At 67.8% G+C, this 19738-nt stretch carries 17 protein-coding genes and 2 pseudogenes; 14 read left to right on the forward strand and 5 right to left on the reverse strand.

What is annotated here, in order from left to right:
- Both carB and pyrF read left to right on the forward strand, forming a co-directional pair.
- A partial coding sequence (gene carB, locus ACWDU1_RS06805) for a carbamoyl-phosphate synthase large subunit (protein ID WP_449996323.1) occupies nt 1-2474 on the forward strand: 2474 nt, incomplete at its 5' end.
- 34 nt (nt 2475-2508) lie between these two features.
- Complete coding sequence (gene pyrF / locus ACWDU1_RS06810; RefSeq protein ID WP_449996324.1) at nt 2509-3330, forward strand: orotidine-5'-phosphate decarboxylase; 822 nt, start codon at nt 2509-2511, stop codon at nt 3328-3330.
- 36 nt (nt 3331-3366) lie between these two features.
- Here the strand turns inward: pyrF and ACWDU1_RS06815 are convergent, their stop codons facing one another.
- Together ACWDU1_RS06815 and ACWDU1_RS06820 are read right to left on the reverse strand one after the other, a co-directional pair.
- On the reverse strand, nt 3367-3675 hold the full coding sequence (locus ACWDU1_RS06815; RefSeq protein ID WP_449996325.1) for a hypothetical protein: 309 nt from the start codon (nt 3673-3675) through the stop codon (nt 3367-3369).
- A gap of 12 nt (nt 3676-3687) precedes the next feature.
- Nucleotides 3688-4248 (reverse strand): SDR family NAD(P)-dependent oxidoreductase, encoded by a 561-nt coding sequence (locus tag ACWDU1_RS06820; RefSeq protein ID WP_449996326.1) that lies wholly within the window; start codon nt 4246-4248, stop codon nt 3688-3690.
- 177 nt (nt 4249-4425) lie between these two features.
- On the opposite strand from ACWDU1_RS06820, the gene ACWDU1_RS06825 reads away from it, so the two are divergent.
- From ACWDU1_RS06825 to metK, 6 genes and pseudogenes are all read left to right on the forward strand, one after another.
- Entirely contained in the window at nt 4426-5004 is a 579-nt protein-coding gene (locus ACWDU1_RS06825) for a TetR/AcrR family transcriptional regulator (protein ID WP_449996327.1), read from the forward strand.
- Nucleotides 5005-5434: 430 nt separating this feature from the next.
- The gene (gene mihF, locus ACWDU1_RS06830) at nt 5435-5755 is read left to right on the forward strand and encodes an integration host factor, actinobacterial type (RefSeq protein WP_033241619.1); all 321 of its coding nucleotides are present in this window, start codon (nt 5435-5437) and stop codon (nt 5753-5755) included.
- 20 nt (nt 5756-5775) lie between these two features.
- Nucleotides 5776-6348 carry a guanylate kinase gene (gene gmk / locus ACWDU1_RS06835; protein ID WP_449996328.1) on the forward strand — a complete coding sequence of 191 codons (573 nt, stop codon included), beginning with the start codon at nt 5776-5778 and terminating at the stop codon, nt 6346-6348.
- 62 nt (nt 6349-6410) lie between these two features.
- A complete protein-coding gene (gene rpoZ / locus ACWDU1_RS06840) occupies nt 6411-6689 on the forward strand; it encodes a DNA-directed RNA polymerase subunit omega (RefSeq protein ID WP_033241620.1) in 279 nt (92 codons plus the stop codon).
- A 45-nt stretch (nt 6690-6734) separates the two neighbouring features.
- Nucleotides 6735-7955, forward strand: a complete 1221-nt coding sequence (coaBC, locus tag ACWDU1_RS06845; protein ID WP_449996329.1) for a bifunctional phosphopantothenoylcysteine decarboxylase/phosphopantothenate--cysteine ligase CoaBC — start codon at nt 6735-6737, stop codon at nt 7953-7955.
- Nucleotides 7956-8257: 302 nt separating this feature from the next.
- Nucleotides 8258-9052, forward strand: a pseudogene (gene metK / locus ACWDU1_RS06850) (methionine adenosyltransferase); the annotation flags it as partial.
- Here metK and ACWDU1_RS06855 read toward each other — a convergent pair.
- From ACWDU1_RS06855 to ACWDU1_RS06865, 3 genes and pseudogenes are all read right to left on the reverse strand, one after another.
- Nucleotides 8975-10105, reverse strand: a pseudogene (locus tag ACWDU1_RS06855) (spirocyclase AveC family protein); the annotation flags it as partial. The pseudogenes metK and ACWDU1_RS06855 sit on opposite strands and share 78 nt — an antisense overlap.
- Nucleotides 10099-11217: an ABC transporter substrate-binding protein gene (locus ACWDU1_RS06860; protein ID WP_449996330.1), complete on the reverse strand. Its 1119-nt coding sequence runs from the start codon at nt 11215-11217 to the stop codon at nt 10099-10101. The pseudogene ACWDU1_RS06855 and the gene ACWDU1_RS06860, both read right to left, overlap by 7 nt.
- Nucleotides 11218-11319: 102 nt before the next feature.
- The gene (locus ACWDU1_RS06865; RefSeq protein WP_449996331.1) at nt 11320-12132 is read right to left on the reverse strand and encodes an AAA family ATPase; all 813 of its coding nucleotides are present in this window, start codon (nt 12130-12132) and stop codon (nt 11320-11322) included.
- Nucleotides 12133-12451: 319 nt separating this feature from the next.
- Here ACWDU1_RS06865 and ACWDU1_RS06870 point away from each other — a divergent pair, with 319 nt between their 5' ends.
- The 6 genes from ACWDU1_RS06870 to ACWDU1_RS06895 all read left to right on the forward strand — a co-directional run bounded on the left by ACWDU1_RS06870 (nt 12452) and on the right by ACWDU1_RS06895 (nt 19734).
- Entirely contained in the window at nt 12452-13741 is a 1290-nt protein-coding gene (locus tag ACWDU1_RS06870) for an amidohydrolase family protein (RefSeq protein WP_449996332.1), read from the forward strand.
- 334 nt (nt 13742-14075) lie between these two features.
- Entirely contained in the window at nt 14076-15290 is a 1215-nt protein-coding gene (locus tag ACWDU1_RS06875) for a TetR/AcrR family transcriptional regulator (RefSeq protein ID WP_449996350.1), read from the forward strand.
- Between the two features lie 405 nt (nt 15291-15695).
- The gene (locus ACWDU1_RS06880; protein WP_449996351.1) at nt 15696-16553 is read left to right on the forward strand and encodes an MlaE family ABC transporter permease; all 858 of its coding nucleotides are present in this window, start codon (nt 15696-15698) and stop codon (nt 16551-16553) included.
- A complete protein-coding gene (locus ACWDU1_RS06885; protein ID WP_449996333.1) occupies nt 16553-17407 on the forward strand; it encodes an MlaE family ABC transporter permease in 855 nt (284 codons plus the stop codon). The genes ACWDU1_RS06880 and ACWDU1_RS06885 overlap by 1 nt, the downstream gene beginning before the upstream one ends.
- Before the next feature lie 3 nt (nt 17408-17410).
- Complete coding sequence (locus ACWDU1_RS06890; RefSeq protein ID WP_449996334.1) at nt 17411-18700, forward strand: MlaD family protein; 1290 nt, start codon at nt 17411-17413, stop codon at nt 18698-18700.
- Complete coding sequence (locus tag ACWDU1_RS06895) at nt 18697-19734, forward strand: MlaD family protein (protein ID WP_449996335.1); 1038 nt, start codon at nt 18697-18699, stop codon at nt 19732-19734. Before ACWDU1_RS06890 ends, ACWDU1_RS06895 begins: the two co-directional genes overlap by 4 nt.
- The last annotated feature ends 4 nt before the right edge of the window (nt 19735-19738 follow it).

A 19738-nucleotide genomic window follows, 5' to 3' on the forward strand; every position in this document is an offset into this window, starting at 1 on the left:
GCCTCATCGTCATCGAGATGAACCCGCGCGTATCGCGCTCCTCGGCGCTGGCGTCGAAGGCCACCGGCTTCCCGATCGCCAAGATCGCGGCCAAACTGGCCATCGGCTACACGCTCGACGAGATCGTCAACGACATCACCAAGGAGACGCCGGCCTGCTTCGAGCCCACCCTCGACTATGTGGTGGTGAAGGCGCCGCGGTTCGCGTTCGAGAAATTCCCGGGCGCCGATCCGACCCTGACCACCACCATGAAATCGGTGGGCGAGGCGATGTCGCTGGGCCGCAATTTCTCCGAGGCACTCGGCAAGGTGCTGCGGTCGCTGGAAACCAAGGCCACCGGGTTCTGGACCACCGTGGACGGTAAATGGGCCCCCGCCTCCGGCGATCAGGCCGATATCGACGCGGCGATCGCGGAGATCCTCACCGATCTGCGCACTCCGACCGAGGGTCGTATCTACCAGGTGGAGCGGGCCCTGCGGTTCGGCGCGAGCATCGAGGACGTCGCCGAAGCCTCCGGTATCGACCCGTGGTTCGTCGCCGAGGTCGCCGGTCTGGTGGAACTGCGCGCCGAACTGCTGGAGACCCCGGTCCTGGACGAGGCGCTGCTGCGGCGGGCGAAGTACCACGGTCTGTCGGATCGCCAGATTGCCGCGCTGCGGCCGGAACTGGCCGGTGAGAGCGGAGTGCGTGCCCTGCGGCACCGTCTCGGCGTCCGGCCGGTCTTCAAAACCGTCGATACCTGCGCGGCCGAGTTCGAGGCCAAGACCCCGTACCACTATTCGGCCTACGAGCTCGACCCCGCGGCCGAATCCGAGGTCGCGCCCCAGCCCGATCGCGAGAAGGTGATCATCCTGGGTTCCGGGCCCAACCGGATCGGTCAGGGCATCGAATTCGACTACTCGTGTGTGCACGCCGCGCAGACCCTGTCGGCGGCCGGATACGAGACGGTCATGGTCAACTGCAACCCGGAGACGGTGTCCACCGACTACGACACCGCCGATCGCCTCTACTTCGAACCCCTCACCTTCGAGGATGTGCTCGAGGTCTACCACGCCGAAACCGAATCCGGTCCGGTCGCCGGCGTGATCGTGCAGCTCGGCGGCCAGACCCCGCTGGGTCTCGCGGAGAAGCTCACCGCCGCCGGAGTCCCGGTGGTGGGCACCAGCGCCGCCGCCATCGATCTGGCCGAGGACCGCGGCGAATTCGGGGACGTGCTGGTGGCCGCCGGGCTGCCCGCCCCGAAGTACGGCACCGCCACCACCTTCGAACAGGCCCGCAAGATCGCGGCCGATATCGGTTATCCGGTGCTGGTGCGCCCGTCCTACGTATTGGGCGGTCGCGGGATGGAGATCGTCTACGACGAACAGTCCCTCGAGGGCTACATCTCCCGCGCCACCGAACTCAGCCCCGAACATCCGGTGCTGGTGGACCGTTTCCTCGAGGACGCCATCGAGATCGACGTCGACGCGCTCTGCGACGGTGCGGAGGTGTTCCTCGGCGGCGTGATGGAACATATCGAGGAGGCCGGTATCCACTCCGGCGACTCGGCCTGCGCGCTGCCGCCGATCACGCTGGGCCGCAGCGATATCGAAGCGGTCCGCCGCTCCACCATCGCACTGGCCGAGGGGATCGGGGTCAAGGGTCTGCTGAACGTGCAGTACGCCCTCAAGGACGATGTGCTCTACGTTCTCGAGGCCAATCCGCGCGCCAGCCGCACCGTGCCGTTCGTCTCCAAGGCCACCGCGGTACCGCTGGCCAAGGCGGCCGCGCGGATCATGCTCGGCACCACCATCGCCGAACTGCGCGCGGAGGGCATGCTGCCCGAAGGCGACGGCGGGCATGTGCCGCTGGACGCCCCGGTGGCGGTCAAGGAGGCGGTCCTGCAGTTCCACCGTTTCCGCAGCCCGGACGGCAGCCAGGTCGATTCGCTGCTGTCTCCGGAGATGAAATCCACCGGCGAGGTGATGGGTATCGACGCCGATTTCGGTACCGCCTTCGCCAAGAGCCAGGCCGCGGCCTACGGTTCGCTGCCCACCGAGGGCACCGTCTTCGTCTCCATCGCCAACCGGGACAAGCGCGCCATGGTGTTCCCGGTGAAACGCCTGCACGATCTCGGCTTCCGGATCCTGGCCACCGCGGGAACCGCGGAGATGCTGCGCCGCAACGGGATTCCGTGCGAGCAGGTCCGTAAGCATTCCGATCCCGTCTCCGGTGGCGGCAGCACACCGCCGGAGCCCTCCATCGTGGACCAGATCCGCGACGGCGAGGTCGATATGGTCTTCAATACGCCCTACGGCAATGCGGGGCCCCGGGTGGACGGCTACGAGATCCGCAGCGCGGCTGTCGGGGTGAACATCCCGTGCATCACCACCGTGCAGGGGGCGGCGGCCGCGGTGCAGGGCATCGAGGCGAGTATCGCCGGCGGTATCGGGGTGCGCTCCCTGCAGGAACTGCATTCGGCGCTGCGTGGCTGACAGCGGCGGGCCCGGAACGACGGAGGACGAGACGATGACCACCACGTTCGGCCGGCGGCTCGCCGCCGCCCAACGGGCCCGCGGCCCGATCTGCGTGGGTATCGACCCGCATCCGACCCTGCTCGCGGCCTGGGAACTCGCCGATGACGCGAACGGCCTCGAAACCTTCGCCGAGATCTGTGTGGAGGCCTTCGACGGTGTCGCGGCGATCGTCAAACCGCAGGTGGCGTTTTTCGAGGCCTACGGTGCGGCGGGGATCGCGGTCCTCGAACGCACCATCGAGGTGCTGCGGGCCTCCGGCACCCTGGTGCTGGCCGACGCCAAACGCGGCGATATCGGCTCCACCATGGACGCCTACGCCCGCACCTGGCTCGGCGACGGACCTCTCGGCGCCGACGCGGTGACCGTCTCGCCCTATCTCGGCTACGGGTCCCTGCGGCCCGCGCTCGATCTGGCCCGCGCCAACGAGCGCGGGGTGTTCGTGCTCGCCGCGACCTCCAATCCGGACGCCGCGGCGGTCCAGCGGGCCGAGACCGGCGGTCGCACGCTGGCGCAGGCGATGGTCGACGCCGCGGCGGAGAGCAACCGCGGCGACGAACCCGGATCGGTGGGGGTCGTGGTCGGTGCGACGCTCACCGAGATCCCCGATCTGACCGCGCTCAACGGTCCGGTGCTGCTGCCGGGCGTGGGGGCGCAGGGCGGGACGGCCGCGGCGGTGCGGGCGTTGCTGCCGGAATCGGTCCGGCCGGCGGCGGTGCCGAGTGTGTCCCGCGATGTCCTGCGGGCCGGGCCGTCGGTCGGCGCTTTGCGTGAGCGGCTGGCGCGTTTCCAGGACGAGTTCGCCTATCTGGGCTGACACCAGGGCGTGGGGCGCGGCTGAGGGTGGCTGTTCTCACCGGGAGGCGGTGCCGCCGCCCAGCGGATCGAGTTGGTCGGCGGTGGCGTCGTCCGCCGCGGTGGATACGCTCAGCGACTCCCACCGCTCGTCGTCGGCCAGAAGCGCCCGTCCGGCGGCGGTGGCGTAGCGGTAGGCGTCCGGACCCACGAGCAGCCGGGCGGGTGGTTCGGCCATGGCGGCGATCCGCAGCACCAGATCGGCGACCTTGGCCGGATCGCTGGCGCCGATACTGCCCCCGCGGCTCGTCTCCGCCGCCGCGCCCACCGTGGCGGCGTACTCCGCGCGCACCGGGTCGACGCGCATCGACGATCCGGCTCAGTCGGTGCGCATCCCCCCGGGCTCCAGCACGGTGACTTTGATGCCCAGCGGCCCCACCTCCTGGGCGAGGACACCGGAGAACCCGGTGACCGCCCATTTCGAAGCCTGGTACGCGCCCAGCCCGGCCCGGACGAGGCGCCCGCCGACCGACGAGATCTGGACGATATGGCCCGCGCGCGCGGCCCGCATATGCGGTAGCACCGCCCGGGTCAGACGCACGACACCGTAGAAGTCGGTGTCGACCTGGGCGGTGAAATCGTCGAAATCGACATCCTCGATCGGCGCCATATTGGCGTAACCGGCATTGTTGACCAGCACATCGATGCGACCGAACCGCCGGACGGCCGTCGCCACCGCGGCGCCGGCCTGTTCGTCGCTGGTCACATCGAGTTCGGTCACGATCAGCCGGTCCGGATGTCGCGCGGCGAGATCGGCGAGCGCCGAAGTCGACCGGACACCGGCGACGACCCGGTGCCCGGCGGCCAGGGCGGCCGAGACGATATCGCGGCCGAGGCCGCGGGAGGCACCCGAGACCAGGAAAACTCGAGAGTCGTTCATGGATATCTGCTTTCTCGCGTGAGGAATATCCGGAACACGGTCGGGACAGCGCCGCCCTCATCGGACCGTTGACGCGATTCCCGGCGGCTGTCATATCTACACTCGTAGACTTGCGAGGTCGAGACTACCCAAGTCTACGAACGTAGACAAGGGGTGCCGACGCTCTTAGCATGAGGTATGTCGTCTTCACCGCCTCGTCGCCGCAATGCGGCCGCCACCCGGGAGGCAATCCTGCAATCGGCCGTCGGCCATTTCGCCCGTGCCGGATACGACGGCGCGGGCGTGCGGGAGATCGCTCGCGACGCCGGTGTCACCGCGATGCTGGTGAACCGCTACTTCGGGTCCAAGGAGCAACTGTTCGCCCAAGCGGTGGATATCGCGTTCACGCCCCCCGTGTTCATCGCCGAAGGGTCGGAGGCCGCCGGGCCGCGGACCGCCGCGACCCTCGTCGCGCGGACGGCACCCGGCGCCGAGCCTCCGGAGCCGTTCCTGATCATGCTGCGGTCGTTGTCGAATCCCCGCGCCACCGATATCGTCCGCGACGCGCTCGAACGCCATGTGGGCCGGCGGCTGGCCGACCGTATTCCCGGCCCGGCGGGGCGGCTACGCGGGGAGGTCGTCCTGTCGCTGATCGCCGGCATGCTGCTGATGCGGCGCGTGATCGCCATGCCCGCGCTCGACGGGGCGCGGCCGGAGGAACTGCAGCCGCTACTGGAAGCCGCGCTCGCCGCGATCGAAGCGGTTCCGGAGGCCTGACGGTGCCCGCGATCCGGCTCACCGGACCGGACCTTTCGGGCACCCGCCGTCCTCCGGGGCCGCGCCGATCCACGCGATTCGGCCCTCTCGACCGCTCCGCGGCGCCCGTCACCGAAAATTTCCGAGAAAATTCCTGGTAGGGCGCTCGAGAGGTCCCCGGCACGTGCCGTGGCGGGCTGGTTATCGGACCGCAACTGCGCCGATTTCTCCAAAACTGCCTGTTGAGGCGGTATTTCGTGACGGTCACGGTGCTGTGCGGGTGTTCGGCAAGCTGCCGTGCGGGGTGGCCCGCAAAGGGGCGTTACCGGGTCCGATTCATGCCCTGACCTGGGGGGTGGGTTCGCAATCCGGGGGCGTCGTGGGTACGGTCGCTGAGACTGCCGGGTAGTTCGGCAGGTCTTGATGCAATGAACGATGAGACGGAGGAACCGTGGCCCTTCCCCAGCTGACTGATGAGCAGCGCGCCGCTGCTCTGGAGAAGGCGGCTGCCGCTCGCCGTGCTCGGGCGGAGCTCAAAGATCGCCTGAAGCGCGGCGGCACCGACTTGAAAGAGGTCCTCGGCCAGGCCGAGACCGATGAGATCATCGGCAAGATGAAGGTGCGCGCACTGCTGGAAGCCCTGCCCAAGGTCGGCAAGGTCAAGGCGGAGGAGATCATGAACGAGCTCGAGATCGCGCCGACCCGACGGCTGCGTGGTCTCGGTGATCGGCAGCGCAAGGCGCTGCTCGCCAAATTCGATCTCGGCGCCTGACACCCTCGGTGATCGAGAACATGACGAAGGGTCGGCTGGTTGTACTGGTCGGCCCCTCGGCCGTGGGCAAGTCCACCGTGGTGCGCTGTGTCCGCGAACGGCTGCCGGAACTGGTTTTCAGCGTCTCGGCGACGACACGGGACCCGCGTCCCGGTGAAGTCGACGGCCGCGACTACCGGTTCGTCAGCCGGGCCGAGTTCGACGCGATGATCGAGTCCGGCGATCTGCTCGAATGGGCGGATATCCACGGCGGGCTGCAGCGGTCGGGTACGCCCGCCGCGCCGGTACGCGCCGCTCTGTCGGAGGGGCTGCCGGTTCTGATCGAGGTCGACCTCGAAGGAGCACGATCGATCCGCCGGGTGATGGCGGAGGCCGTGCTGGTGTTCCTCGCGCCGCCCAGCTGGGAGGAGCTGGAGAACAGGCTGCGCAGTCGTGGCACCGAATCGCCGGAGGTCATCGAACGCCGGCTGGCGACCGCACGGGTGGAACTGGCCGCACGTGACGAGTTCGACACAGTGATCGTGAACGACACCGTGACCAGCGCCTGTGAGCAGTTGGTATCGTTGTTCGTCAGCACGAATTCCAATTCGTAGCCCGATGCGCGGCAGGTGAGTGGCCGCGCGTCCGAGCCACCGACCCCGCAGGAGCTTCCTCAGTGAGCAGTACGGATATCGCCGCGCCCGCCTACGACACCCCGGTCGGCCTCACCAACCCGCCGATCGACGAGCTGCTGGATCGCACCTCGTCCAAGTACGCGCTGGTGATCTACGCCGCCAAACGCGCCCGCCAGATCAACGACTACTACAACCAGCTGGGCGACGGCATCCTCGAATACGTCGGCCCCCTGGTCGAGCCGCTGCCGCAGGAGAAGCCGCTGTCGGTGGCGATGCGGGAGATCCACAGCGATCTGCTCGAGCACACCGAAGGCGAATAACAACCCGCTGACGGGGCGAACGGCCGATAGGGCAGGAGGCGCGCTATGGCGCGGGTAGTTGTCGGGGTGGGCGGCGGAATCGCCGCGTACAAGGCGTGCGCCCTGGTGCGGCGGTTCACCGAGACCGGTCATACCGTCCGGGTGATCCCCACCGAAGCGGCGCTGCAATTCGTGGGCAAGGCGACCTTCGAGGCGCTGTCCGGCCACCCGGTGCACACCGGGGTGTTCGCCGATGTGCCCGAGGTTCCGCATGTGCGCCTGGGGCAGGAGGCCGAACTGGTCGTCATCGCCCCCGCGACGGCGGACCTGATGGCCCGGGCCGCGCACGGCCGGGCCGACGATCTGCTCACCGCCACCCTGCTCACGGCCCGATGTCCCGTGCTCTTCGCGCCTGCGATGCATACCGAGATGTGGGAACATGCCGCGACCGTCGCGAACGTCGCGGCATTGCGCGCCCAGGGGGCCACGGTCATGGAACCGGCGCACGGTCGTCTCACCGGCACCGATACCGGTCCGGGCCGGCTGCCCGAGCCGGAGGAGATCTTCGGCCTGGCGATGCTGCTGCTCGAACGGACCGATGCCGTGCCCCGCGATCTGGAGGGCAAGCGGGTCGTGATCACCGCCGGTGGTACCCGCGAACCTTTGGATCCGGTGCGTTTCCTGGGCAACCGCAGCTCCGGTAAACAGGGGTACGCGCTGGCCCGGGTGGCCGCGCAGCGCGGTGCGCAGGTCACCCTCATCGCCGGCAACACCATCGAGATGGCGCCGCCGGCCGCGGTCGAACTGGTGCACATCACCACCGCCGATCAGCTCAAGACCGCCGTGGACAAGCACGCGGTCGGCGCCGACGCGGTGATCATGGCCGCCGCCGTCGCCGATTTCCGGCCCACCTCGGTGGCCGCCGCCAAGATCAAGAAGGGCAAGGACGAGCCCGACAGCATCGCCCTGTCCAAGACCGAGGATATTCTCGCGGGCCTGGTCCAGGCGCGGCGCGAGGGGCAGCTGCCCGGTACCGCCATCGTCGGCTTCGCCGCCGAGACCGGCGACGACGACGGCGATGTGATCACCCACGCCCGGGCCAAACTGGCCCGGAAGGGCTGCGACCTGCTGGTGGTCAACGCGGTCGGTGAGGGCAAGGCGTTCGAGGTCGACACCAACGACGGCTGGCTGCTCGGCGCCGACGGTAGCGAGCAGGCGCTCGATCACGGTTCCAAGGCGTTGCTGGCCAGCCGGGTCCTGGACGCGCTGGGACCGTTGCTGCGCTGAACCCGGCTCCACGCCGCTCCGGTACCGGGTTCCACTCGCCGTGATTCGAATTCTTCGCATCGGCGGCGCGGCTCGCGGGCCTGGTTCCGGCCCCGGTGCTCGCCCTGGTCCGCCGGGGCGGACACACCGGACGCGGAAAAACACCGGCCACGGGCGTACTGTTCGGAAACCTGTCCGGCGGAGTGCTCGCAGGCTCCAATCGGTCGGACCGTTCTAATAGTCTGAGAGTTCAGGGTGGTGTCCGCGAGCCGTGCGCTACGGTCCATCCGGGACACGAGTAACCGTTGAGGAAGAGGGAAACTGTGCGCACGTCCGGTAGCCGGCTATTCACCAGTGAGTCCGTGACCGAGGGTCATCCGGACAAGATCTGTGACGCCATCAGCGATTCCATCCTCGACGCCCTGCTGGCCCAGGATCCGCGCAGCCGGGTGGCCGTGGAAACTCTCGTGACCACCGGTCAGGTCCATGTGGCGGGCGAGGTCACCACCGAGGCCTACGCGGATATCCCGCATATCGTCCGGGAGAAGATCCTGGAGATCGGATACGACTCCTCGGCAAAGGGTTTCGACGGTAACTCGTGCGGCGTGAACATCGCCATCGGCTCCCAGTCGCCGGATATCGCGCAGGGTGTCGACACCTCGCACGAGGCGCGGGTCGGTGGTTCCGACGACGAGATCGAACAGCAGGGTGCCGGCGACCAGGGCCTGATGTTCGGCTACGCCAATACCGACACCCCCGAACTCATGCCGCTGCCGATCGCGCTCGCCCACCGGCTGTCCCGCAAGCTCACCGAGGTCCGCAAGACCGGTGTCCTGCCGTACCTGCGCCCGGACGGCAAGACCCAGGTCACCATCGAATACGACGGCGACAAGGCGGTGCGCCTGGATACCGTGGTGCTGTCCACCCAGCATGCCGCCGATATCGATCTGGACAATCTGCTGGCCCCCGATATCCGGGAAAAGGTCGTCGACGCCGTCCTGGCCGATATCGCCATCCCCGATCTGGATATCTCCGATATCCGGCTGCTGGTGAACCCGACCGGGAAGTTCGTGCTGGGCGGCCCGATGGGCGACGCCGGCCTCACCGGATCGAGTCTGCACCACCGAATAGGGTCCCGCAGCGCCGTTCTGTTCGTAGAACCCCTGCGGGTCGTAGACCTTCGCCTCGGGGTAGGGCCACGGGCAGGCCACGGACGTGGCAGTCCGGGTCCATTTGATGACCGCGAACCAGCCGCCGTAGGTGAAATAGGAGACGTTCATGACCACGAACATCACGAGCACCATCCCCACGAACGGGCGTCCGGTGAATATCCGGGCCCGCAGCGCGAGTTTCTCGGCGACGGTACGGCCGGTGTCGTCGCGGTAGACGAGGACACCCGCCGGAATCATCACGAAGGTCACCGACAGCGACTCCCACAGCAGTGGGAACTGATGGGCCGAACCGGCGAATAGCGACCCGAACGGGATGACCTGCGAATAGATGTACATGCCGGTCCGTACGAGCGAGACCTCGAGGATCATGTCGAAGACGAAGCCGATCGGCAGGATGAGCAGCGCCAGGCTGATCAACGGATGTTTCCAGACGAAGGCGTCCGGCGGGCGGCCGGCCTGGAGCCGGCGCAGCAGCCGGATGGCCGGGAAATACGGGCCCAGATAGAAGAGCACATAGCCGAAGACCACGAACGGTTCCACCGTGGGCGACAGCGAAACCAGCGGCCAGTCCTCGGGCCAATGCCACAGCTGCGGGTTGTAGACCGCGAACGGCGCCCAGTTCATGATCGGGTCCTGCCAGACGATCATGGTCGTCATGAACCCCATGAGCAGTACCGGGTCACGCGGGTTGCGCCGGAACATCCGTACCCACACCACGATCACCAGCAGCACCGCGGCCAGGGTGCCGATATGGATCACATCGATCCAGTGGTCGAATCCGAACAGTGGTTCCACCGGCCGCGGCGCACCGGTGACCTCGGGGTTGCGAATGCGATCGGAGACCGCGCCGCGGCGGGCATGCGCGGCGACCAGCGCGATGAGCAACAGCGCCAGCGCCAGCAGGCCCCAGCCGAGGTAGCGGCGCGATGTGGGCGGTGTGCCGGTGGCCGTGTCCGGTCCGGCCGCCGCCGTGGGCAGTGATTCGGGAGCGGTCACGATATCTCCGATCCGAAGCGGTCGACCAGACGCGACGTCACGCCGTCCGGGTCGAGCCGCCGGGCCACCAGGTACCCCGCGCCCATCCAGCCGCGCCGCGTCCACTTTCCGAACGACACCCGGGTGCCCGGCGCGCCGGAGGCGGCGGGCAGCATCTTGACGCGTTCGAGAGCCTCCTTCACCCCGCGCGGGCTCAGCGGGCGGGCGTCGGTGAGCGCGTGCAGCAGGGTCCGGGCGATATCGTGGTTGACCACCGGGACGCAGTACTGCGGCCGGCGTCCGTAGCGCTTCTCGAAGCGGTCCAGATAGGCCTGCCCGACGGGGTTGTGCTCGTCGTACTGGTCGACCCCGATCCATCCGGTGAACGCCTGCCACATGATCGGGTTCACCCAGGCGTTCTGGAACGCGGTGCCGGTGTATCTGGGTGGATCCCAGCCGAGCGCCTCGAGGGCGGGGTTGACGAAGACGATGCCGAATCCGAATCCGCAGTGGATGATCGCGTCCGGTCCGGCGCCGTGCAGAGTTTTCACCGCGGCGGAGATGTCCTGCGCGGTCTGGGCGATCGGCGCCTCGGCCACGACCCTGATCCCGTGCGCGGCGGCGGCCCGGCGGAAGTTGCGTGAATAGGTTTCGCCGATGAGGGAGTCCTCGATGAGGAGCCCGGCGGTGGCGTGACCGGCCTTCGCGAGCAGATCCGCCCAGAAGATGGGTTCGTCGGTCATCGACCCCTGCGGGAACGAGAAGGTCCATTCGCCGAGCCAGTCGTCGGTGCCGGTGACCGAGATCGCCGGCACCCGGAAACGGTCCTCGACGGCCTCCTTGACGGCGACACAGTTATCGGTGATGTTCGGGCCGAACACGAGCAGGCAGCCCGCGTCGACGAGTTCACCGAATCCATCGATCACCGCTTTAACCGACCCTTTGGGCAGGCCTTCGACCTCTTTGTAGACGATCTCGACCGGGCGGTCGATGCGACCGGCCGCCAGGGCCTCACCGAAGATCAACTCGAACGGCAGGGACAGATCGTCGCGCATATGTCCGGGAAAGGATTCAGGGAGCCGGAAATCCATGAGGTAGCCGATTTTGATCGGTTCCGCGTTGCTCTCGTATGCCATAACGCCTTCCTCTGGTCGCTCGCGACGCCGAGTCGCCAGCCAACCTAATTTTTGTTCTATATCGCCGGCGCGGTCGGCCGACGGCATCCGGTACCGGACCGGTTACTCCTGCGCATCCCCCAGGTAGACGTCGATCAGTTCGCGTAATCCGCGGCCGGCCACCGGATCGTCGGTGAGCGGGCCCGCCAGTGCGGCGTGGGCGGCCTCCCGTGGCGACAGGCCCTCGGTGATCAATCGGGCGGTCGAGACGAGAACCCGGGTCGAGGCGACCTCGCGCACCGTCGCGGTGTCGAGCCGCCGCACGGCGCCGGCCAGCCGGACCAGCCGCGCCGCGTGCTCCTCGCCGACACCGGACTCCGAGACGACGATGGATTCCTCGAGAGCGCTTGCCGGGTAACCGAATTCGATGGCGATCATGCGCTGCCGGGTGGAGTCCTTGAGGTCTTTGAGAACGCTCTGGTATCCCGGGTTGTACGAGACGATCAGCCCGAAGTCCGGATGTGCGTCGAGCGTCGTGCCGAGGCGTTCGATCGGCAGCTGACGGCGATGATCGGCCAGCGGATGCAGGACCACCGTGGTGTCCTGCCGGGCCTCGACCACCTCGTCGAGGTAGCAGAGCGCGCCTTCCCGCACCGCGCGGGTGAGGGGCCCGTCGACCCATTCGGTATCGCCGCCGCGCAGCAGATACCGTCCCATCAGGTCGGCGGCGGTGAGGTCGTCGTGGCAGGAGACCGTGATCAGCGGGCGGTCCAGTTCATAGGCCATGGCCTCGACGAAGCGCGTCTTCCCGCACCCGGTAGGGCCTTTCAGCAGGATCGGAAGCCGCTGGCGGCAGGCCGCGCGGAAGACCGCCACTTCGTTGGCGACGGGCTGGTAGTAGGGCCGCTCGGTGCCGAGCGCCATCGTCGCGCTCATATCCTGTCCCGGGGTGGATCACCGGCTGTGGTGGGTTCGGACATACAGGGCCTCCTCGAACCGCGCACCCGGACCGTGCCGTCGCCGGCCGGTCGCGCAGGTGCGGGGGTGGGCACGACGCGTCGGCGCCGTCGGCGCCGAATAGGAACCTAACTTTTGTTCTGAGGGTAACCAGGGCGGTCGGCGCGCGTCAATGGCCGGGAAGCGTTGACCAAATATCTGTTCCGGAGCTACAGTGCGAGACGACCGGTAGTCGACGCGCGGGCAGTCACCGGGCCGATCGGGGGTCGACACGACGGTCAGGACCAAGGAGCGCCGTATGGATATGAACGATTTCGTACTCGTCTCGGTCGACGATCACCTCGTCGAACCGCCGGATATGTTCGACAACCACATTCCGGCCAGATACAAAGACGATGTGCCCAAACTGGTGCAGCGGGCCGACGGTACCGACGCCTGGGTGTTCGAGGGGCAGGAGGCCACCAATGTCGGGCTCAATGCCGTCGCCGGCCGCCCGCCGGACGAATACGGCGCCGAGCCCACGAAACTCAGTGAGATCCGCGACGGCTGCTACGACATCCACGAGCGGATCCGCGATATGGACGTCAACGGGGTGGCGGCGGCCATGAATTTCCCGTCCTATCCCCAGTTCTGCGGTCAGTACTTCGCACGCGCCCAGGACAAGGATCTCGGCCTCGCGGTGCTGCGGGCGTACAACGATTGGCATATCGACGAATGGTGTGGCGCCTATCCGGGCCGGATGATCCCGCAGGCACTGCCCCCGATCTGGGACCCGGAGCTGGTGGCGGCGGAGGTGCGCCGGGTGGCGGCCAAGGGGTGCCACGCCGTCAGTTTCTCGGAGAACCCCACCAAACTGAACTATCCGTCGCTGCACGATCGGCACTGGGATCCGTTCTGGCAGGCCTGTAGCGATACGGACACCGTGGTCAACCTGCATATCGGATCATCGTCGAGTGTGGTCATCACCTCGATCGACGCGCCGATCGACACCATGATCACGCTGCAGCCCATGAGTATCGTGCAGGCCGCCGCCGACCTCATCTGGTCGCCCATGCTGCGGCGTTTTCCGGATCTCACCTTCGCCCTGTCCGAGGGCGGGATCGGCTGGGTGCCGTACTTTCTCGAGCGGGTGGACCGGGTGTACAAGATGCACCGGGCCTGGACCCATCAGGACTTCGGGGACCGGCTGCCCAGTGAGGTCTTCCTCGAACGCGTCGCGCTGTGCTTCATCGACGACGGGTTCGGCGTCGAGAACCGGGGCAGGCTGAACCTCGATATGGTGGCGTGGGAATGCGATTATCCGCATTCGGATTCGACCTGGCCGCTGGCCCCGGAATCGCTGGCCGGCTATCTCGACGGTGTCTCCGACGCCGAGGTGGACAAGATCACCCACGAGAACGCGCTGCGGCTCTATTCGTTCGATATGTTCCGGCATCTGAACAAGGCGGACGTGACCGTGGGCGCGCTACGTGCCCGGGCCGGTGATGTGGATCTCGGATTCCGGTCCTCCGAGCGGCTGAAGAAGACCGGAACCGAAACCGTCACCGTTCTGAACCTGGCCCAGCAACTGCCCACGACCGCGCCGTAGTCGCCGTCCCGGTGGCGGCAGCGGCGGCCGCCGGAGGCGGGCGGCGTGGACCCGGCCTTTATCGCGGCCCGCACCAGGTGTGAGGCCGGGTAGTGCAGGCTCCTTCTGGTACCTTTGAACAAATATTGGGTTACCGGATATCGGGTGGTCGCGGGCTCGGCCGTGGCCGATCGACTCGAGTGCGGTTCGGTCTCCGGCTGCGACCGGGCGGTGTGGTGGAGGAGTTGTGGGGCGTGCGCAGGTGACACTCGAGCAGGGAGATGGAGGCTCGGCGAATCCGGCCCTCGCTGCCGGAACCGGTCACTCCTACGAGGACGGCTCCCGCCGCACCGAGATCCTGCGGACCGCCGCCACCCTGATCGCCGAATCCGGACTGCGTACCTCGCTGCAGGAGATCGCCGACGCGTGCGGGATCCTTCCCGGGAGTTTGTACCACCACTTCGCGTCGAAAGAGGCGATTCTGGTCGAACTGCTGCGCCGCTATCACGACGATATGGATCAGGTCGCGGCCCGCGCCCAAGAGAAGCTGAACGGACCCGATACGCGCTCGGCGTTCGAGCGGGTGGCCGATCTCGGCGCCGCGATCGCGCGCTGCGCGGTCGCCCATCGCGCCGCCCTGCAGATGTCGTTCTACGAGGGTCCCAGCGCCAATCCCGAACTCATCGCCATGACCCGCCGGCAGCCGACGGCCATTCTCGAGGCCATGCTGCAGACGCTGCGCGCGGCGAAATGGGGCGGCTATCTGCGCCCGGATATCGATCTGCCGGTCCTGGCCGACCGGATCTGCCAGTCCATGCTGCAGGTGGGCCTGGACGTGATCCGGCACAACAACTCGCCGGACCGCGTGGCGGTCCTGCTGTGCCGGATTCTGCTGGAGGGCCTGGCAACCCGGCCGCCCACCGACGCGGAGCTGGACGGATCGGATGCGTTCCGCGCCGCCGACGAGGTCGTGCGGTCCTGGGCCGAGGACGGCGCCGACCCCGGCGACAAGGCGGCCCGGATCCGCGCGGTCGCCCGGGCGGAATTCGGGCGCCGCGGGTACGAGAGCACCACGGTGCGCGATATCGCCGCGGCCGCGGGTATGGGTACCGGGACCGTGTACCGGCTGATCGGTTCCAAGGAGGAACTGCTGGCCACCATCATGCGGTCCTTCGGCGAGAAGGTCGCCGTGGGCTGGACGAACGTGCTGCGGTCGCAGGGGACGGTGATCGAGAAGCTCGATGCCCTGAGCTGGATCAACACCAACGCCCTGGATCGTTTCGGCGACGAGTTCCGGATCCAGCTGGCGTGGATGCGGCAGTCGCCGCCGGACAGTCCCAACCCGGGATGGCTGTTCTCCACCCGCGTCCGGCAGATGAAAACGTTGCTTTCCGAGGGTATCCGGGCGGGTGAGGTCCGCGGTGACAGCCCGTCGAACGAAATGCTCGCACGCTGTGTGATCGGCCTGGGCTGGTTTCCGGAGAATATCGTGCGTGATCTGGGCACCCGGGCTTCGCAGCTGCATGTGCGTGACACCACCCTGCGTGGCGTGGTGCAGCGCCCGAACTGATCACAGGAGACTTTTTCTAGCCGATCGACTAGTACGCGGGTGGTCGATCGGCTAGCCTCCCCTGGAATGCTTCGCACGCGGAGTGGATGACCGGCCGAGGGTTCCGGCCCCGGCGGGCCGTACCGGGTCCTGCCGCGCCGTGCGTGGAGTGTCGGCTCATGCTCCGACCCGAAACAGAGGGGGTGGCGATGATATTCGCCGTCCACCGCCGGCGATCCCGCCGATCGGTTCCCGCGCTCGAATCGGCCCATCCGCGTTTCCGACTCCGGGGCGTTGCGCTCCGACCGCTGGAAACCTAATATTTGTTCTACTCCACGATGTGGTTGACCCCGAGCGCTGAACGATCCGCCCACCGGGGCGGTACTCGATCACCGGTCGCACGGTGCGAGGAGTTTCGTGAAGAGAATCCATACGGTCGAGGGTGCCGAACCCACCCCCTCGGCCACCGAAGAAATCGCCGCATGGTTTCGCGGCTATCGGGACCGGCATCCCGTCGCCGCATTGGAAACCCTCGGAAGACAATTGCTGATGGGGGCGCAGGCGCTGCGCTACCTGGGGCAGGACCTCGTCCGTGGCCGGTTCCCGGCCGGGGAATTCGTCGATCAGGCGGCCTTCATGGTCCGCACGTCCTGGATTCCGACGGTGGCCGTCGCACTCCCGGTGAGTGCCACGCTGTCCATCCAGTTCGGATTGCTCGCCGGTCAGATGGGTGCGGCCTCGCTGGCCGGCGCCGCCAGCGGACTGGCGGTGATCCGGCAATCCGCCCCGATGGTCACGGCGATCCTGATGGCGGCGGCCGTCGGATCGGCGATCTGCGCGGATCTCGGCGCGCGGACCATCCGCGACGAGATCGCCGCCCTGGAGGTGATGGGCGTTTCGGTGCTGCGCCGGCTGGTGGTTCCGCGCATGGCCGCGGGCATCGTGGTCGCGGTGGCGCTGACCGGTCTCAGCTGCTTCATCGGTTTCCTCGCCGGCTATCTGTTCAACGTCTACGCCCAGGACGGCACACCCGGCAGCTTCATGGCGACGTTCTCCTCGTTCGCCACCGCGAGCGATCTGTATCTCGCCATGGTCAAAGCGGTCGTATTCGGCATGATCGTCACAGTTGTCGCCTGTGAGAAGGGGCTGGCGACCAAGGGCGGGCCGGGCGGAGTGGCGAATTCCGTTAACGCCGCCGTGGTGGCGTCGATGATCCTGCTCATGGTCGTAAACGTCGGATTCACCGAGATGTACACGATCCTGTTCCCGCGGACGACGCTGTAATGGCCGCGCCCTACCGGTACCCGGGTACGCGGGCGGTGATCGCGGTGGGCCGCGGTCCGCTGCGGATGTTCACCGGGCTCGGGCATATGATCACGTTCTTCGTCCGGGCCGTCGTCTCGATACCGCTGGCGATCCGGCACTACAGCCGGGAATCGCTGCGCATCCTCTCCGATGTCACCTGGGGCAACGGCTCATTGGTGGTGGGCGGCGGCACGGCCGGGGTGATCATCGTGCTCGGCGCGGCCGCGGGGGCCATCGTCGGTATCGAGGGCTACAGCGCGCTGAAGCTGCTGGGCATGGAACCGGCCACCGGGATGATCGCGGCCACCGCCGCCACCCGCGAGCTGGCCCCGATCATGGCCTCGATAGCCTTCGCCTCCCAGGCCGGCTGCCGGTTCACCGCGCAACTGGGCGCCATGCGGATCGGGGAGGAGATCGACGCACTGCACTCGGTGGCCATCCGGCCGATTCCCTATCTCGTCTCGACGCGGCTGCTGGCCTCCATGATCGCGGTGGTCCCGCTCTATCTGGCCGCGCTGGCGGCCGACTACCTGGCGGTCGATCTGTTCGTCCGGTTGTCCGGCGGCGATTCGACCGGCACCTATCAGCACTACTTCACCCTGGTGCTCAGCGGCACCGATGTGCTGTATTCGCTGGTGAAAGCCCTTGTCTTCGTGGTCATCACCACCACCATCCAGTGCTACTACGGCTATTACGCCACCGGCGGCCCGCAGGGTGTGGGGGTTTCGGCCGGGCGGGCCATGCGGGCGAGTATCACCGTGATGATCTCGGTGAATCTGCTGCTGACGCTGGTGTTCTGGGGTTTCGATTCGGGTTCGAGGATAAGCGGGTAGACCATGACGACCGCATTCGAGGCAGACGATCGCAACCTCACCACCTGGAAGCTGCTACTGCGCGGTATCGGGTTCGCGGTGGTGGTCGCGGCGGCGGTGTCGGCCGGTATCGCGCGGTCGCAGGGGTCCTTCGAGGACGCCGTGGGCGTGACGGCGACGATGACCGATATCGGCGACGGCCTCCCGGTGAAATCGGATGTCAAATACCGGGGTGTGCTGGTGGGCACGGTCACCGGGATCGATCTGACCGGGACGGGAACCAGCCGGGTCCGCATCGATCTGAAACCCCGGCACGCCGCGGGCATACCGGCGACGGTCACCGCCCGGGTGGTGCCGAGCAATGTGTTCGCGGTGCCGTCGGTGCAACTGGTCGACAACGGGCCCGCGCCCGCGCTGGGCGACGGTGCGGAGATTCCCCAGGACCGCAGCCTCGACACCGTGCGATTGCAGACCTCGCTCACCGCCTTGAGTACGATCGCCGCGGCGGCCGGGCGTTCCCCGGCCGACCCCACGGTCGGAATCCTGGAGACGATCCGGGCGGCCACCAGCGGTCGCGGCGAGGAGATGCTGCGGGCCGCGGCGCAACTCGAACGTATCGTGGCCGCCCTCGACGAGGTCACGGCCGCGGACGGGACCGGATCGACCCTGGACGCACTGGCCGCCGCCCTCGCGGGACTGCGCGGTTCCGCGCCGGATCTGCTGAACGCGGTGCACTCGGCGATCGGACCGATGCAGACCCTCGCCCAACAGCGCACCGCCTTCGCCGATCTGCTGTCGGGTGGGCTGACCACCTCCACCCGGGTGGCGACGGCGCTGGAGAACCAGACGGGCACCCTCACCGATATCACCGCGCGGATGGCACCTGTCCTCGACGTCCTGGCCCGGGGTAGTCCGAATTTCGTGCAGATGACCACCTCGCAGCGGCGGCTGTCGCACCGGTTCGCCACCGAGTTCTGGGATCCGGCGACCCAGAGCGCCACCGGGAAGATCATTCTCGAGCTCACCCCGCACAAGCAGTACTCCCGCGCCGACTGCCCGCGTTACGGCGAACTGGCCGGCGCGAGCTGCGGCACCGCACCCGAGGGCCCGGCCGTACTGCCCGGCCCCGGCGCGGCGGTACCGGCGGCCACCGTGGACGGGATGACCGGCGGCCTCGCCGAACGGGACCGGATCGCCGCGATTCTGGGCCGGCCACCCGACCCGCTCTCGCAGCTGCTACTGGGTTCGCTGCTACGCGGCAACGACGTCCACGTCACACCGGCCGGCCCCGCCGGGAACGGAGGTCCGCGGTGAACAGGCATCGGCCCGCGATCGGGCTCTCGCTGTTCCTGGTGGTGTCGATGGTCCTGACCTGGATGGTCTACACGACGCTGCAGCGCGGTGTGCCCGGACCGGCGAACACCTATTCCGCGGAGTTCACCGACGTCTCGGGGCTGCGGGTCGGTGACGACGTCCGGATGGCAGGGGTCCAGGTGGGTCGGGTGGAAGCGGTCGGGATCGAGGGGACCCATGCGGTGGTCACCTTCGATATCGCGGCAGAGCATTCGGTGTACGGGAATACGCTGGTCTCGGTCACCTACCAGAATGTGATCGGTCAACGTTATCTGGGACTGTCGCTCGCCGATTTCGGTGATCCGGGCCTGCTCGAACCGGGGTCGCGGATACCGGTCGAGCACACCGAACCGTCGTTCGATCTCTCCGGCCTGCTCAACGGGTTCCAACCGCTGTTCACCCTCCTCGATCCCCAGGACGTGGACAATCTCACCGGGGCGCTGATCCGCGCGTTGCAGGGTGAGGACGGTGCCATCCCGGCGCTGATCGCCGAAACCGCCCGGCTCGCGCAGTCCTTCGCCGGGCCCGACGAAATCCTCGGATCGGTGATCGACAATCTGAGCGCCGTGGTCTCCGACCTGGCCCGGCAGAGCAGCGGGCTGGGCACCACACTTGTGCAGGCCCGCCGGATCTTCGACGGTCTGTCGGCCCGGCGTGACACCCTTTTCGCCCAGACCGACCGGATCGCGGTGGTCCTCGATCGTGCCGCGCGGGTGGTGGCGGGGGCGGCCCCGTCGCTGGACAGCTTCATCGAGCGGCAACCCGGCTTCGCCCGGCATTTCATCCAGAACAAGGAACAGTTCGCGTATCTGGGTTTCAATCTGCCACTGCTGATGAAATCGCTGGCCCGGATCACCGACCACGGTGCCTATCTGAACGCCTACGTCTGCGATATCGGATTCGGCATTCTGCCCGGCGTGGATCCGCTGGTGGATCAGATACTCGCGCTCGCCTCGCCGGGCGGGCAGGTCGAACACTCCGCGATGTGCAGGTGAGGTG

Source organism: Nocardia sp. NPDC003345 (assembly GCF_053589395.1).